The organism is Streptomyces sp. NPDC058877, assembly GCF_042742855.1.
Taxonomy (GTDB): domain Bacteria; phylum Actinomycetota; class Actinomycetes; order Streptomycetales; family Streptomycetaceae; genus Streptomyces.
Map to the genome: position 1 here is coordinate 23,764 of NZ_JBHYMF010000057.1, position 16,347 is coordinate 40,110.

The 16,347-nt window shown below is 72.5% G+C and carries 12 protein-coding genes; all 12 read right to left on the reverse strand.

Annotated elements, in window-relative coordinates; genetic code table 11:
• Positions 1-12 precede the first annotated feature (12 nt).
• Positions 13-1,335: a VWA domain-containing protein gene (locus ACFW2Y_RS15930; RefSeq protein WP_384878622.1), complete on the reverse strand. Its 1,323-nt coding sequence runs from the start codon at positions 1,333-1,335 to the stop codon at positions 13-15.
• A gap of 52 nt (positions 1,336-1,387) precedes the next feature.
• The gene (locus ACFW2Y_RS15935) at positions 1,388-2,746 is read right to left on the reverse strand and encodes a PP2C family serine/threonine-protein phosphatase (RefSeq protein ID WP_384878650.1); all 1,359 of its coding nucleotides are present in this window, start codon (positions 2,744-2,746) and stop codon (positions 1,388-1,390) included.
• A 2-nt stretch (positions 2,747-2,748) separates the two neighbouring features.
• Complete coding sequence (locus ACFW2Y_RS15940; RefSeq protein WP_384878652.1) at positions 2,749-5,235, reverse strand: tetratricopeptide repeat protein; 2,487 nt, start codon at positions 5,233-5,235, stop codon at positions 2,749-2,751.
• A gap of 59 nt (positions 5,236-5,294) precedes the next feature.
• Positions 5,295-6,590, reverse strand: coding sequence for a hypothetical protein (locus tag ACFW2Y_RS15945; protein ID WP_384878624.1), 1,296 nt, complete (start codon positions 6,588-6,590; stop codon positions 5,295-5,297).
• 30 nt (positions 6,591-6,620) lie between these two features.
• Positions 6,621-7,646, reverse strand: coding sequence for a glutamate ABC transporter substrate-binding protein (locus ACFW2Y_RS15950; protein WP_384878627.1), 1,026 nt, complete (start codon positions 7,644-7,646; stop codon positions 6,621-6,623).
• Between the two features lie 11 nt (positions 7,647-7,657).
• Entirely contained in the window at positions 7,658-9,085 is a 1,428-nt protein-coding gene (locus ACFW2Y_RS15955; protein ID WP_384878629.1) for a hypothetical protein, read from the reverse strand.
• A 366-nt stretch (positions 9,086-9,451) separates the two neighbouring features.
• The gene (locus ACFW2Y_RS15960) at positions 9,452-10,432 is read right to left on the reverse strand and encodes an N-acetylglucosamine kinase (RefSeq protein ID WP_384878632.1); all 981 of its coding nucleotides are present in this window, start codon (positions 10,430-10,432) and stop codon (positions 9,452-9,454) included.
• The gene (locus ACFW2Y_RS15965; RefSeq protein WP_384878635.1) at positions 10,423-11,688 is read right to left on the reverse strand and encodes a 6-phospho-beta-glucosidase; all 1,266 of its coding nucleotides are present in this window, start codon (positions 11,686-11,688) and stop codon (positions 10,423-10,425) included. The genes ACFW2Y_RS15960 and ACFW2Y_RS15965 overlap by 10 nt, the downstream gene beginning before the upstream one ends.
• Positions 11,689-11,695: 7 nt before the next feature.
• On the reverse strand, positions 11,696-12,565 hold the full coding sequence (locus ACFW2Y_RS15970) for a carbohydrate ABC transporter permease (protein ID WP_384878638.1): 870 nt from the start codon (positions 12,563-12,565) through the stop codon (positions 11,696-11,698).
• A gap of 3 nt (positions 12,566-12,568) precedes the next feature.
• Complete coding sequence (locus ACFW2Y_RS15975; protein WP_384878655.1) at positions 12,569-13,552, reverse strand: carbohydrate ABC transporter permease; 984 nt, start codon at positions 13,550-13,552, stop codon at positions 12,569-12,571.
• Positions 13,553-13,582: 30 nt separating this feature from the next.
• Positions 13,583-14,929, reverse strand: a complete 1,347-nt coding sequence (locus tag ACFW2Y_RS15980; RefSeq protein WP_384878641.1) for an ABC transporter substrate-binding protein — start codon at positions 14,927-14,929, stop codon at positions 13,583-13,585.
• A 50-nt stretch (positions 14,930-14,979) separates the two neighbouring features.
• Positions 14,980-16,194 carry an ROK family protein gene (locus ACFW2Y_RS15985; RefSeq protein WP_384878644.1) on the reverse strand — a complete coding sequence of 405 codons (1,215 nt, stop codon included), beginning with the start codon at positions 16,192-16,194 and terminating at the stop codon, positions 14,980-14,982.
• Positions 16,195-16,347 lie beyond the last annotated feature (153 nt).

Sequence of the window (16,347 nt, forward strand, 5' to 3'; positions counted from 1 at the left end):
CCGGTGACCGGGCTACCTCTTGACGCGAACGGTCTTGGTGGAGCGGGTTTCGAGTGTCATCTCGTCCGCTTCCGCAACCTTCGCCTTCAAACGCACAGTACCGGTCGCCGCATCGACCACGTCGACCACCTTCGAAAGCAACTTGGCCGTATCTCCATTGCCGGAGGCCGCCGCGAGCTGCACGGCGCGACCCAGCTTGGCCGTCGCGCCGTCGAGATCGCCGGATTTGCGGGCATCCAACCCCTGCTGGATGACGTCCGCGAGCTCCGCCTGGCCCGTGTAGTGCGCGACCTGGGGGTTGAGCGACGTCGACATCGCGAGGTCATCGGTCCACACCGCCCGTACCAGCCCCTGGGACAGCGGGCGGGGATCGCCGCCCGCCGGGTCCGGCGCGATCAAGGACACCCGGGCGGCCAGCATCTCCTGGCCGACCGCCGCCCGCGGCACCCGCACGCTCACGTGGTAGTCGCGGGACTCGTCGCCCCACGAGCCCGTCGGGTAGTCCCCGGCGCGCGGTCCGGCCTCCGTGCGCCGCCCGGTCAGGTCCTCGACGGTCGGTGCGACCTGCTTCACGAAGACGATCTCCGCTCCGACCGGGGTCCACAGGCGCAGCGTGACGTCGGCCACTCCCTTGCCCATCGCCTGCTCCATCATCGCCGTGAAGTCGCCGGCGAGCCCGGACGGGTCGGCGACGATGTCGGCCGTGCCGAGGAGCGCCGAGGCGATCCCGGTGACCTCCTTGACCTCCCAGTCGGTGCCGACCCCGCGCGCGTCGCAGGTGAACCGGCCCGCGCAGGCGCGGAGCGCGGCCTGCAGCGCCTCCGGCGACTCGTGCTCGTTGCGGCCGTCGGTGAGCAGGATGCCGTGCCGGATGGTGAGCTCGGCGGAGGAGAGCAGCCGGTCCGCGAGCCGCAGCCAGGTGCCGATCGCCGTGCCGCCGCTCGCGGAGAGCCGACGCAGCGCCTCCTTGGCCTCGGACCGGGTGCGGGCGTCGGCGACGGCGAGGCCGCCGTTCCCCGGATAGACCTCCTGCGCCACGTGCGTACCGGCGACGAGGGCGAAGCGGGTGCCGTCGCGCAGGGTGTCCACGGCGGCGGCGGTCGCCTCGCGCGCGCCGCGCATCTTGGTCGACGGGTAGTCCATCGAGCCGGAGCAGTCGACCATGATCACGACGCCGGCAGCGGTCGTGGCGTCCGCCGCGACCCCGCCGCCGGTGGCACCGGTCGACGTGACCGTGACGATCGCGCTGACGTCCCGGCCGCCCTCCGGCAGGAATTCGTTCTGGTAGACGTCCACAGAGAACTGCGGCACGGTCGACTTGGAGAAGTTCGCCATGGGATTCGGCTCCTGGGACGACGAGGGTGAAGGGACGGGGACCGGCGACCGCTCAGGCGGATCCTGCCCCTTGCGGCGCGGCGGTGAACGGGACGAGCGCGACCGTGATGTTGTCGTGGCCCCCGCCGTCCAGCGCGTGGCCGACCAGGACCTGAGCGCCGTGCAACGGGCGTTCCGCCGCGTCCGTCGGAACGACCCGGGCCATGTCCTCGGCGCCCTCCGCGTAGTTCCACAGGCCGTCCGTGCAGACCACGACCACACCGGAGCGGTCCGGCTTGAACGCGGCCGTGTGCGGCTCCAGTTCGTAGGCGTCGGCACCGAGCCAGCCGGTGATGGCGTGGGCGCGCTCGTCCGCGTAGGCCTCGGCCTCGTTCATCAGGCCCGTCGCCACCATCTGCGCGGCCCACGAATCGTCCTCGGTGAGCCGGGCGGGTGGGGCGCTGCGGTCGTCCGGCACCCAGTAGGCCCTGCTGTCGCCGACCCAGCCCACGACGAGCAGGCCGCCGGCGACGACGGAGCCGACCACGGTGCACGCCGGAGCGTTCCGATGGTGGTGCGGATCGTGTTCCGGAACGTCCGGACCGGGCTCTTCCACCAGGGAGTTGACGGCCTGGGAGGCGGCGACGATCGCCTCGTGCATCGCCTGCTGCGGATGCGTTCCCCGGGGGAGCGCGGCCAGCAGCGAGGCGCCGGCCGCCTCGGCGGCGGCGGCGGACGCCTCGTCGGGCCGGGTCGCCGAGGAGACCCCGTCGCAGACGATCGCGAGGGCGGCGGGGGAGCCGTCGGGCAGGGAGGCCGTCGCGACGGCGAACGCGTCCTCGTTGCGGTGGTGTCGCAACCCCCGGTCGCTGACGGCGGCGACACCGCCGAGGTCGCGTTCCATGTGGTCCCGCTCGCGCGGCTGCGCGTGCCCACAGTTCTCGCAGTACCCGTCGGTGTCCACCCGCCCGGCCCGGCAGGCCACGCAGAGCGGGACCGCGGGGGCGGGGGGCGGCTCCGGAGCGGCGGTCCGATCCACCCGCACGCTGGTGCGAGGGTCGGGAGAGGCCAGCTCGAAGTCCCCGCCGGCCGCGGGGGATCCCGCCCCGGGGACCGTGCCGGCCGCGGGGGCACCCGGCAGCAGGCCGTGCGCGTCGGCCTCGACCACCGTCAGGTCGTTGCCGCCCGAGTCGGTGCCCGGGAGGTCGCCCGGGTGCTGGGTCGCGGTCGAGAGCGAACCGGGTTCGCGGGGCGGCGCGTCCGGCCAGTTCACCGGGGTGCCGATCGCCACGGTGGGACGGTCGGGCTCCGCGGCCGGCGCGGTCGACAGGTCGTAGCCGCACGCCCCGCAGAACCGGTCGCCCGACTCCAGCGGCTCGGTGCAGCCCGGACAGACGGAGAGTCCGTGTGACGGCTTCGGGTTCTGGGACATACTCACACCCACGTCCTGGGGCGGAAGCGGTTGGCCCGCTCCACCAGTTCGATCCTCTCCTCGCCCCGCTGGGCGAGCCGGGCCAGCACCCGGTACGAGCGTTCGAGGCCGAAGCGCAGTCCGCGCTCGTCCAGTTCACTTCCCAGCAGCAGCGTGCCGCCGCCCGGGGCCGTCCCCGGGCTCCCCGAGAGCACCCAGTCGAGGGCCGTCCCGAGGACCTCGGTCGCCAACTGCTCCCGGCGCACCGGGTCGAGCCCGAAGCCCTGGAGCGCCGAGACCTGTGCCGCCGCCGCGGTCAGGTCCGCGCCCAGCGGCTCGTGCGCCGGGCGCCGCCGCAGCCGCGCCCGCACGGCCGCGACCCGGGCCGCCGTGTAGTGGATCGAGGCCTCCGGCACGGACTCCAGGGCCTGGACCGCTCCGGCGCGGTCGCCCGCCGCGAGCCGCACCCGGGCGAGTCCGAAGGCCGCGCTGACGAAACCGGGATCGGTGGCCCAGACCAGACGGTAGTACTCGGCGGCGTTGTCCAGCTGTCCGAGCACCTCGGCGCAGATACCCAGGGCCAACTTCGGTGCCGGTTCCCCGGGGAAGGCGTCGTACACCGCGTCGAAGGCCAGCGCCGCGTGCTCGCGGTCCCCGGTCACCAGGGAGGCGACGCCCCGGTACCAGACCACCCGCCAGTCGTCCGGGTCCCGTTCTTCCAGACCGGCGAGGGTACGGGTCGCCGCCGACGGGTCGCCCAGCTCCAGTTGGGCCCGCAGGGTGCGCAGCCGCAGTTCGACGGAGGGCGCGGGCGCGGCCTGGAGCGCCCCGAGGAGTTCGCCGGGGGCGGCGGAGGCGAGCCCGGCGAGGAAACCGGCGTTGGGATCGTCCGGGTCGACGCGGGGCACGGGCAGGGCGAGCGCGGTGGCGGGTGCGTCGAGCGGTGCGAGCAGTTCCCCGAGCCCGACGGCCGTGGGGCCCGCGGCTCCGGGGCGTCCGGCCGGCGCACCGGTCCCCGGCAGCGCGGTGGCTGCTGCGGAGGCCGGGGCTCCGGGCCGCTTCCGTCCACTCCTGCGCGCCCCGAGCAGCGACACGTCCTCGGTCAGTTCGGCGAACAGGGCGCTGTCCGTGACCCGCAGCTCGGTACCGAAGAGCGTCGACAGCGCCGGGCGGGGGCGGCCGGACTGCAGCGCGACCACCTCGCGCAGCACGCCCGTCAGTTGCTCCGCCATCTCCTGCGCGGAGGCGAACCGGCGGGCCGGATCCGGGTCCGTGGCGCGGACCAGGAAGCGGTAGTACGACTCGTACGTCCGGAAGACCTCGATGTGTTCGGGGTCGGGCAGCGAATCCACGAAGACGTTCGTGTAGCCCTGGAAGTCGAAGGTCATCACGGCCAGCGTGCGCGCCACCGTGTACAGGTCGCTCGCGACCGACGGGCCGACCTCGGCGACCTCCGGCGCCTGGTAGCCGACCGTGCCGTAGATCGCGGACTCGTCGTCGTCCATCCGTCGGACCGCGCCCATGTCGATCAGCTTCAGCTGGTCCTCGGTCTGGATGGCGTTGTCGACCTTGAAGTCGCAGTAGAGCAGGTTCCTGCTGTGCAGGTGTCCGAGCGCCTCCAGGGCCTCGATCCCGTAGGCGCAGGCCTGTTCCACTGGCAGCGGGTCGCGCCGGCCGTCGGCGGTCCGCCGGTCGTTGGCGATGTCCTTGAGCGACTTGCCGCCGACGTACTCCATGACGATGTAGCCGTCCAGGGAGCCGGTGCGCTGGTCGAGGTGTTCGACGAAGTTGTAGATGCGGACGATGTTGGAGTGCTCGATCTCGGCGAGGAAGCGGCGCTCGGAGATCGCCGCGGCCATGGCGTCCTGGTCGCCGGTGTCGAGCAGGCCCTTGAGGACCACCCAGCGGTCGGAGACGGCCCGGTCGACGGCGAGGTAGATCCAGCCGAGGCCACCGTGCGCCAGACAGCCCGCGACCTCGTACTGGCCGTGCACGATGTCCCCGGCGCGCAGCTTCGGCACGAAGGAGTACGGGTGTCCGCAGCTGGTGCAGAAGCCCTCCGTGCGGCCCGGGCGCTCGCCCCGTGAGCGGCCCACCGGGGCCCCGCAGTCGGAGCGCGAGCAGAAACGCTTCCGCTCGGGCACTTCGGCGTTCGCCATCACCGCGGCCCGCGGGTCGGGGCGCGGCACCTCGGGTATCGCCACCAGTCCCGCACCCAACCGGTTCCGGGCCGACTGCCCGCTCGAAGAACCGGAGCTGCGCACCGACACCGAGCGGGCCGCGGACACGCCGGAGAGCGAGCGCGAGAGCCGGCCGGAGACCGAACGGCGGGAGGTGGAGGAACGGGACGAGGCGCGCGAACCGCTCCGCGAGGAAGCGGAGTCCGGGCCGCCCACGGCCGCCCCCTTCCCGGCCGCGGCCACACCCGTCGGCGTCGACCCGATCAACCCGCCGGGCGCGACGACCGGGGCGAGGCCACAGGTGTCGCAGTACAGCTGCCCGCCCCCCATGTCCTCGTACGACCCCTCGCATCCGGGGCGCTGGCAACTCCCCACGCCCGTCTCCCCGCTCACCACTCTCGTCCTCCCGCGTCTCCCGCGTCCCTCGTGTCCCGCGGTCCGGACAACACGTCCGCCACCGCCCGTTGATAGCGCAGCACCGCCTGCTCCGCGACCCTCAGGTCGCACGGCGCGCTCCACAACATCCGGCGCGCCGCGTCGTACCGCTCGACGAGCAGCGGATCCTCCGCCGCCCCGAGCCGGGCCGTCTTCGCCTTGTACGCGTCCAGTCGACCGCGCAGTTCGGCCCGGACCGCTAGCGGCGCGGTGACCGCAGTCAACGACGCACGGGCCCGCAGCAGTTCGTCCTCCGCCTCCCGCTCCAGCGACTCCAGGAGCGGGGAGAGCCGGTGCCACTGGGCGTGCCTGCGGTACTCGGCCGCCGTCGCGAGTTGCTCCTGGAGCACGATCGACGGACCGCTGACGGCCGGCACCTCGGAGGCGGCGATCTTCGCGAGGACCTCGCCGCGGGCCGACCGCGCCTCGGCGAGCGTCCGGTCGGCCCGCGACAGCACGTCGCGCAACCGCAACAACCGCGCCTCGGAGTCCTGCCGCACCGCGAGCACCGCCTCGATCTCCCGCCGCACGTCCTCCAGCGCCAGGGCGGCCCGGTCGTACCGCTCGGTGTCCGGCCGGCCCCCGCCGGGGGCCGAACTCCCCGCCACCGGGCGCCAGAACGCCAGTGGATCGGTCACGACCTGCGCGCGCAGCGCCGTCAACTCGGCGGTGATCTCCTCCAGCTCGTCGCCCGCCGGGTGCTCCCCGGGCCGCACGCCGACGGAGTGCGCCAGCGAGCGGGTCCGGCCCAACTCGGCGGCGAGCAGGTCGATCCGGGCCGGCAGCGCCGACCAGACGGCATCGGCGGCGACCACCAGGTCGAGCGAGGAGGCGTACAGCTCGTTCATCCGCCGAACCAGCCCCTCCAGGCTGAAGCGTTCGGTCAGCAGCACCCCTTCGGCGGCCCCGCCCGGGACGAGCACGGTGTCTCCGCGCAGCCGGTCGGTGAGCTCCACGAGCTCCTCCCGGCCGGGCCAGCGGCGCCGCGCCCGCACCTCACGGACGTCCCGCAGGGCATCGGTGTAGACGTCGAAGCAGTTCCAGAGCAGGCTGATGGACCGCTCGGCAGCCGCCCAGCGGTCCCGGGTGGCACCGGTCAGCTCGGCACCTTCGAGCAGCCTGCGGCCCGCGTGGTCCTGGAGCGCGAGGAGCGAGTCCTCGATCGCCTTGTGCTCGGCGCCGAGCCGCGCCAGCGCACGGTCCACCTCGTCCCGGTCCATCGCCGGCCCAGGAGGTCCCGTGACGCCCATCGATCACCTCTTCGTCTCCGTGTGCGGGCCTTACTTGTACAGAGGGGCGGGCGGTCCCGTTATCCCCGGCAGGTCCTTCTCCAGCCAGGTCTTGTACGCCGCCTGCCAGGGCCCCTGCCGGTACCCCACCAGGACCTGGTTCACCCGACGCACCAGGTCGTCGTTGCCCAGCTTGGCCGCCACCCCGTAGTACTCCTCGGTGAACGGACGGCCCTTGAGCTCGACCGCCGGGTCCTGGGCGGCCTGGCCGGCCGCCAGCGCGTTGTCGGTGACCACCGCGTCGACCTCGCCCATCTGCAGCCGGACCAGGCAGTCCAGCTGGTTGGGAACGGTCAACAGGTCCTTGTCGTCCTTGGTGCCGTCGGCCTCGTCCTTGAAGATCGCACCGAAGGAGTTCTCCTCCAGGGCGTCGTGGGCCGTGGAGCCCTCGGCGGTGCAGATCCGCTTGCCGCGCAGCGAGGAGTCGTAACCGGTGATGTCGGTGGACCGCTTGGGCGCCAGGACCTGCTGGCCGGCCTGGAAGTAGGCGGTGGAGAAGGCGACCTGCTCGATCCGCTTGCAGTTGATCGTCATGGTGCGCACGACCAGGTCGACCTTGCCGCTGTCCAGCGCGGCGATCCGCTGGTTGGTGGGTATCGCGCGGAAGATGATCGCGTCCGGGTCGCCGAGGAGGTCCTTGGCGATGGCCCGTGCCAGCGTGATGTCGAAGCCCTCCAGGACTCCCTTCTCGGGATTCCGGTAGCCCCAGCGGTAGCTGGACTGGTCGACGCCGACGATCAGCTTCCCGCGGTCCTTGATCGCCCGGACCGAGGGGCCGTCCGCGGAAGAGGGGGAGAGGGACGCCTCGGGGTGCTCACAGCTGTCCGCCTTGACCTGGACGCCGGTGCCCACGCCGGACGTTGCGGGCGGGACGGCCGGGCCGTCCCCTTCGTGCGCGAGCGGCAACACGGTGAGCGAGGCGGTGAGGCCACAGGCCACGGCCATGCACGCCACCCCGCCCCAGCCCCTCAGCCGCCGGGCCGTCCGCCGCACCAGCGGGTCCCTGCCGCTCGGCATCCCGCCCCCTCTCACCGGTACTCCGACAGTCTGCGGTTGATGCCGAGCACGGCGCCCGCCGCCCCCAGGACCCCGAGGACCGCCACGCCCAGCGGCAGCGCCGCCAGCGCGTCCCTGGCGTCCCCGGCGGAGCGGGTGAACTCGGTCTGCTCGTGCGCGAGGGCCCGCTCCAGGGCCGTGTCGATCTGGTCGAAGGACTGCTCCGTGGTCTGCCCGCTGCCGATGACCCGGCGCAGGGCCCCCTCGTAGTCGCCCGCCTCGTCGTCCGCGCGGGCCGCCCGGTGGCGCTCCCGCCACTCGGTCACGCGGGCGGTGGACTCGTCGACCGGGCCGCGCCCGGCGTCGTCGTCGGCCCAGGTGCGCGCCGCGGCGAGTGCGGTGGACAGGGCGCCCATGCTCGCCGTGTACTCGGCCTCGTACTTGTCGCTCTTGCCGTCCGGGGTGAGCACGGCGCCACGGGCGACCAGGGTCAGGTTCTCGTTGGCGCGGGCCGTGAGCGAACTGATCCGGGCGGTGTTGAGGACCTGGAGGGACTCCTGGCCGTGCACCCGGGCGCTCTCCAGGCTGCCGCGCGCGAGCGCGTGCGAGCCGAGGAGCCAGAGCAGGGCGGCGACGGTGGCGGCGGTGGCGGCGAGCAGTCCGTGGTTGAAGACCCGGTTGGTCCGCACGTAGGTGCGGCGCTGGACCCAGAGGAGGGCGCCGAGGGCGAGCAGGCCGACCGCCAGCGAGAGGAACGGCCAGGTACGGGCGGAAGCGTCGTCCTCCTGGAGCCGCTCGGTCTCCGCCGCGTAGAGCCGCTCGGCGGCGGGCAGCAGTTCGGTGGCCATCTGCTGGTTGGCGTACCGCAGATAGGCGCCGCCCAGGGGAAGCCCCTGCCGGTTGGCGGCCCGGGCGCGCTCGATCAGCCCGGTGTAGCGGGGAAGCTGCTCGTTGAGGGTGGCGATCTCGCGCGCCGACTCCGACGAACCGTCGGTGTTCGCAGCGGCCTTGACGAGGAGCCGGGAGGCGGTGGTGATGTCCTCGGCGTACCGCTTGCGGGAGTCCGCGGGCTCCAGGCCGCCCGCGAGGAAACCACTGGCCGCGGTGGTGTCGGCGTCGGCGAGGGAGCGGTAGATGGCCGCCGCGTCGGCGCTCAGCGGTTGGCTGCGGCTGACCACGTCCTCCGCGGCAGCGGCACGGGCGGTGACCTCCAGGGCGGTGATCGCCCCGAAGGCGACCACGAGCAGCGCCAGTACGGCACCGAACACCTGGAGCCGGCCCGGTTCGGTCGTCGTGGCTTCCCGCAGTCGCTCCCGTCCCGTGGCCCAGGCACCGCGCCCCGCGGGCGGGGGAACGACGGGCGGGCGCGACGGCTGCGCGGGCAGGGTGCCCGGGTGCGCGGGCCCCGGCGCCGTGCTCCGTGCCGCCGGGGCGGCGGGCGCGTTCGGCGGGTGTGTCACTTGACCTCCCCCTCGGTCGCTGACGTCGGTCCTTCCGGCCGGGGCCGGTCCGTCCGGTTCCGGTGGTGGACCACCCGGCCAGCAGTATGGCCGCAGTGGACCGTCCGCACACCGGGATTGACTGGATCTTGTGCCTATCGTGCCCCATGCCCCCGGTGCGACAGCAGACCAGCCCCCTGTCTTGAACACGTCGGGCGGCCGGAATTGGTTCCTCGCCACACACGGCCCACGGGGGCGAGCGGAGCTGCGGGGCGCCCCGTCACCACGACGGAACGCCCCGCATCCGGGTCCGCGGGTCCGGCTCCCCCGCCCCGACCCCCGGTCCACCGGCACGGTGTGCGACCCGCCCGTGCCCACGGTCCGTCCTCAGGCCCCGTACCGCTCCCGCAGACGGGCCGTGGCAGCCGGACCGGCCGCCACCTCGTCCAGCGCCAACAAGCCCGCTCCGAGCACCGGCGGCGCCGTCACGAAACCGATCACGGCCTTCGGAGCCCGCACCGCGAGCAGTTCGCGGATCTGCCCCTCCAACTGCGGGTGGCGCGCCGCGAGCACGCTGCCGCCCAGCATCACCGGTGCCTCCTCGTCGAGCAGCCCCAGCCGGGCGAGGGCGACCGAGGACAGTGCGACGACCTCCTCGGCCAGTCGGTGCACCAGCGACAGCGCGACCGGGTCACCCGCCGCACCCACCCGGAACAGCACGGGCGTCAGCTCGTGCCGCCGCTCCCACGGCACCCGCCCCAGGTGCAGCGCCTCGATCAGCGCGTACATCGTCTCCACGCCGAAGTGCGCGGGCAGCGCACGCGCCAGCTCCGTCGGCTCGCCGCGCCCGTCCTCGGCGCGCGCCGCGAACCACAGCGCCTCCTCGGCCAGGCCGCTGCCGCCGCCCCAGTCCCCGGACAGCTTCCCGATCGCCGGGAAGCGGGCGGTCCGTCCGTCCGCGGTCATTCCGACGCAGTTGATGCCGGCCCCGCACACCACCGCCACCCCGCGCGGTTCGTCGAGACCGGCCCGCAGGACGGCGAAGGTGTCGTTGTGCACCCGCACGTCCCGACTCCAGCCCCGGTCGAGCAGCTCGGCCGTGAGCGCGGCCTCCTCGACGGGCAGGTCGGCATTGGCGAGACAGGCCGTGACGTGGGCGAACGCCCTGGGGACCGCGGCATCGGCGCACGCCCGCCCGACGATCTCCGCGAGCCCGTCGACCGCCGTCGCCACCCCCACCACGGGGGGTTGGAACCCACCGCCGCGCGCCGAGCCCAGGACGGTCCCGTCCCGGGAGAGCAGCACGACATCGGTCTTGCTGTTGCCCGCGTCGACCGCAAGGAGCACATCGCTCCGGTTCATGCCCACGCGAGGTGCTCCCGGTTGTGTGCGATCAGCCGGTCCGTGAGGCCCTCGGCGGAGTCGTACTGGCCGACCAGCGGGTGCGCGAGCAGTGCCTTGAACACGCGCTCCCGACCGCCGTGCAGCGCCGCCTCCAGGGCGAGGTCCTCGTAGGCCGTGACGTGTGCGATCAGGCCGGCGTACAGCGGGTCCACCGGTGCGACCGGCAGCGGCACGGCGCCGTGGGCGCCGACCGCGGCCTGCGTCTCGATGACGGCGTCGTCCGGGAGGAACGGCAGCGTGCCGTTGTTGTACGCGTTCACCACCTGGTGTGCGGAACCGCCCCCGCCGAGCAGGGAGGCCGCGAGGTCCACGGCCGCCTCCGAGTAGAAGGCGCCGCCGCGCCGGGCGAGCAGGGCCGGCTTCTCGTCGAGGGCCGGGTCGCCGTACATCTCCAGGAGCTCGCGCTCCATCGCCGCGACCTCGACGGCCCGCGAGGGCTTCGTGCCGAGTTCCCGCACCACCTCGTCGTGCGCGTAGAAGTACCGCAGGTAGTACGAGGGGACGACGCCGAGCCGGTCCAGGAGGGGGCGCGGCAGACGAAGGTCCGCGGCGATCGCGTCGCCGTGCTCGGCGAGCAGTCCGGGCAGCCGGTCCTCGCCCCCGGGGCCCCCGATCCGGACCGCCCGCTCCCAGGTCAGGTGGTTGAGGCCGATGTGGTCGAGGTGGACCTCGGACGGGGCCACGTCGAGGAGCTTGGCGAACTTCCGCTGGAAGCCGATGGCCACGTTGCACAGGCCGACGGCCTTGTGCCCGGCCCGGAGCAGTGCGCGGGTGACGATGCCCACGGGGTTGGTGAAGTCGATGATCCAGGCGTTCGGGTTGGTGCGCCGGACCCGCTCGGCGATGTCGAGGACGACCGGGACGGTCCGCAGAGCCTTGGCGAGGCCGCCGGCACCGGTGGTCTCCTGGCCGACGCAGCCGCACTCCAGGGGCCAGCTCTCGTCCTGCTGCCGGGCGGCCTGCCCGCCGACCCGCAGTTGGAGCAGGACGGCGTCGGCGTCGGCGACCCCGGCGTCGAGGTCGGTGGTGGTGACGATCCTTCCGTCGTGGCCCTGTTTGGCGAAGATCCGGCGGGCCAGTCCGCCGACCAGTTCGAGGCGCTCGGTGGCCGGGTCGACGAGGACGAGTTCGGTGACGGGCAGGGTGTCGCGCAGGCGCGCGAATCCGTCGATGAGTTCGGGGGTGTAGGTGGAACCGCCCCCCACGACAGCGAGCTTCATGTGTGCGTCAGCCCTTCACTCCGGTCAGTGTGACACCTTCGACGAACGCCTTCTGGGCGAAGAAGAACACGAGGATCACGGGGGCCATGACCAGGACGGTCGCGGCCATGGTCAGATTCCAGTCGGTGTGGTGTGCGCCCTTGAAGGACTCCAGGCCGTAACTGAGCGTCCAGGCGGCGGGGTTCTCGGAGGCGTAGATCTGCGGCCCGAAGTAGTCGTTCCAGCAGTAGAAGAACTGGAACAGGGCCACCGCGGCGATGCCCGGCTTGGCCATCGGGAGCACGACCCTGATCAGGGTGCGGAGTTCGCCGCATCCGTCGATCTTCGCGGCTTCGACGTACTCGTTCGGGATCGTCAGCAGGAACTGGCGCAGCAGGAAGACGGCGAAGGCGTCGCCGAAGGCCATCGGGACGATCAGCGGCCACAGGGTGCCGGAGAGGTCCAGCTGCTTGGCCCAGAACAGGTACATCGGGATGATCACGACCTGCGGCGGCAGCATCATCATCGAGATCACGAGCAGCAGCGACAGGTGCCGGCCGCGGAAGCGGAACTTCGCCAGCGCGTACGCCACGGGGACGGACGACACCACGACGAGGAAGGTGCCGAGTCCCGCGTACAGCAGGGAGTTCCGCCACCAGGTGAGGAAGCCCGGGGTCTCGAAGACCTTGGCGTAGTTCTCCCAGTGCCAGGAGTTCGGCGTCAGGTCCCGGGTCAGCGCCTGTGCGTCGCTCATCAGGGACGTCAGCAGCACGAAGACGAACGGGAGCACGAAGAACAGTGCGGCGGCCACGCCGAGCGCGTGCACGCCGATCCAGTGGAGCAGCGCCCTGCGGCGGGCGGTCCGCGCGGCGGGGGAGGGGACGGGGAGCGTCGTCATGGTTCAGTCACCCGAGCCGATCAGGCCGCCGCGCCGTCGCATCAGCAGCGCGGTGAAGGCCATGGAGAGGGCGAAGAGGACCAGCGCCACCACGCAGGCCGCGCCGTAGTTGAACTGGCTGAAGCCGAGGCTGTAGACGAGCTGCGGGAGCGTCAGGGTGGAGTCGTCGGGGTAGCCGGGCTGGAAGGTCACGCCGGAACCGCCCATCACGCCCGAGGCGACCTTGGAGGCCACGATCGGCTGCGTGTAGTACTGCATCGCGCCGATGATCCCGGTCACGACCGCGAAGAGCACGATCGGCGAGATGTTCGGCAGGGTGATGTAGCGGAACCGCTGCCACGGTGAGGCGCCGTCCAGTTCGGCGGCCTCGTACTGCTCCTTCGGCACGTCGAGCAGGGCCGCCATGAAGATGACCATGAGGTCACCGACGCCCCACACGGCGAGGACGGTCAGGGCGGGCTTGGCCCAGTCCGCGTCGTTGAACCAGGAGGGGGCGGGGATGCCGACCGCTTCCAGGAGCGAGTTGACCGGCCCGGTGCCGGGGTTGAGCAGGAAGACGAAGGCCAGCGTGGCGGCCACCGGCGGGGCCAGGTAGGGCAGGTAGAAGAGGGTGCGGAAGACGCCGGCACCCGTCTTGATCTTGGTGATCAGCATGCCGATGCCGAGGCCGAAGAGCACCCGGCAGGAGACCATGACCACGGCGAGCCAGAGGGTGTTCTGCATGGCCGGCCAGAACTTCGGAAGGTCGGAGAAGACGTACGTCCAGTTCTCCAGGCCGCGCCAGGTCGGCGCGTTGAGGCCGTCGTAGCGCATGAACGAGAAGTACAGCGTGGAGATCAGCGGATAGGCGAAGAAGACGCCGAATCCGATCAACCAGGGCGACATGAACAGCGCGGTGCGCAGCGCGTCGCGCCGGCGCTTCGACCGCAGGGTGTTGCGCCCCTCCGGGGAGGCGGCGACCGGGGCCGTCGCCTCCCGTGCGGGCATGGTGTCCGTGCTCATGGGGGGAACCGGCCGTCACTTCGCCGCGGCGATGTCGCGGTCGATCTGGGCCGCGGTCTCCGCGAGCCCCTTCTTGAGGTCGGTGACCTCGCCCTTCTCGTACTTCCTGGCGAAGTCGGAGAGGGTCTCCTGGTAGGCGGCGCCGTTGACCGCACCGTCCGAGGTGGTGGACTTGGGGTGCCGGGCGATGTCCAGGAAGGTCGTGAAGCGCTCGTCGAAGGCCAGCTTCGGGGACTTCAGGGACTCGAAGGTCGAGGGCACGTTTCCGATGGCGTTGGCGAAGCCGACCACGGCATCGGTATCCGTGGTCATGTACTTGACCAATTCCCAGGCGGCGTTCTGCTTCTTGCTCTGCGGCGCGATGCCCATGATGGTGCCGGAGAGGTAGCCCTTGCCGTACTCGGACACCTCGTCGTCGGCGACCGGCAGCGGCGCGACGCCGACCTCGAAGCCGACCCCGGCCTCCTTGATGAAGTTGAGCCGCCACTCGCCGTCGAGCTGCATGGCGACCTGACCGGTGTGGAAGGGGTGCTTGGCGCCCCATTCGTCGCCGAAGGCGGTGCGGTACTTGTCCAGCTTCTGGAAGCCGCCGAGGGCGTCGACCAGCGACTTCTGGTACGTGATCATCTCGGCGAACGCCGGGTCCGCCGCGACGTTCGACGTGCCGTCCGCGTCGAAGTACCCGCCGTGGCTCCACTGCGACATGTAGTGCGAGACGACCGTCTCGTAGCCGAGGTAGTTCGGCATGAAGCCGAGCTGCTCGTACGAGTCGCCCTTGGCCTTCGTCAGCTTCTTGGCGACCTCGGTGAACTGGGACCAGGTCTTCGGCGGGGCCTCGGGGTCGAGGCCGGCCGCCTTGAAGGCGTCCTTGTTGTAGTAGAGCCCGTACGCGTCGGACAGCAGCGGCAGCGCGCAGCGCTTGCCCTCGAACTGGGTGTAGTCCTGGAGGACCTTCGGGAAGGTCTTGTCCAGGTCGAGCTTCGACTTCTCGATGAAGGGCCGGAGGTCCGCGAGCGCGCCCGAGGCGCAGAACTTGCCGACGTTGGCCGTGGTGAACGAGGAGACGACGTCCGGACCGTTCGAACCGCCCGCGCGCAGTGCCTGTCCGAGCTTGTCGTCGTTGATGTTGCCGACGACCTTCACCTTGATGTTCGGGTGGGCCTTCTCGAAGCGGGCGACGTTCTCGTCGATCGCCTTGACCTCGGCGGGAGCCGACCAACCGTGCCAGAAGGTGATGGTGGTTTCGGCCTTCGGGTCGTCGGAGGCCGTGTTGTTCGCGGAGCCGGTGCAGGCGGAGGCGAAGAGCGCGATCGAGGCGCCGGCGGCGAGCGTGGCAGCGGTTCTGCGGGGACGTGCGGGCATGGCGTGGTCTCCCTGTGGCGGAGGGCTTGCGGGGAAGGGCGGGCGGTGGGTCAGCGCGAGGTGTCGAAGACTTCGTCGCGGGTGGTGGTGAGGGCGCTTTCGAGGGCCCCGCGCAGCACCGGCCGGTCGGGGACGGTGGTCAGGAGGAGCCGGGGCCGGGACGCGGCGAGGTCGGCGAGTTGGGCCTGTACCCGGGAGCGCAGTGCTTCGCCGCCGGCGACGAGGACGGCACCGGACAGCACGATCAGTTCGGGGTCGAGGACGGCGACGACGGCGGCCAAGCCGGTGGCGACGCGCTCGGCGTAGTGGTCGAGCAGCTCCGCGTACCGGGGGTCGTCCCCGTGGGCGGAGGCGGCCCGGGACAGCAGCCCGGTCGCGACCCGTACGTGTGGCTGTTCCGGGGTCTCGATGCCGGCGGCGCGGGCGATCCGGGCCACGGCCTGGACGCCGGCGAGTTCCTGGTAGCCGCCGGAATTGGCCTTGGTGACCTGGCGGACGAGCGGGGTGCCGGGCACCGGCAGGAAGCCGACTTCGCCGGCGCCGCCGGTGAAGCCCCGGTGCAGGCGTCCACCGAGGACGAGCGCGGCGCCGAGTCCGCCCTCGTTCCACAGCAGGGCGAAGTCGGAGTGGCCGCGGGCGGCGCCCAGGCGCTGTTCGGCGATGGCGGCGAGGTTGACGTCGTTCTCGTACTCGAACGGCATGGGGAGGACGGCGGCCAGCTCTTCCAGGAGGGTGGGGGAGTGCCAGCCGGGCAGGTGGGAGGCGTACCGCAGGCGTCCGGTGGCCGGGTCGAAGGCGCCGGGGGTGCCGATGACCAGGCGACGCACGTCCGCGCGGGTGACCCCGGCCGCCTTGACGGCCCCGTCGAGGGCGTCGGCGACGTGGCGGACGACGCCGGAGGCGGCGCGCCCGGGGGTCGGCAGTTCGAACTCGCCGACGATCGTTCCCGTGACGTCGGCGACGGCGGCGTGGATGCGGTGCTGGTTGACGTCGAGTCCGGCGGCGTACGCGGCACGCGCGTTCACCGCGTACAGCTGGGCGCTGGGGCCGGGGCGGCCCTCGGTGGTGCCGGTGGCGACGACCAGCCCGGCCGCTTCGAGCCGGGCGAGCAACTGGGAGGCGGTCGGCTTGGACAGGCCGGTGAGCTTGCCGATCCTGGTGCGCGAGAGGGGGCCGTGCTCCAGGAGCAGGTCCAGTGCGGCGCGGTCGTTCATGGCCCGCAGGACCCGCGGTGTGCCGGGCGTTCCCGGGGTCGTGCCTGCCATGTCGGATCCACCTGCCGATTGCTCTGTTAGGAAAGTTTCCTATCGGGTTGGCAGGAAGGTACGGCGGCGATCGGCGGGGCGTCAATACCCTTGACCGCGCCGCCGCGTGCGGTCGGTGCCGCGCTCGTGCCGGAACCCCGGACCGACCGGTCC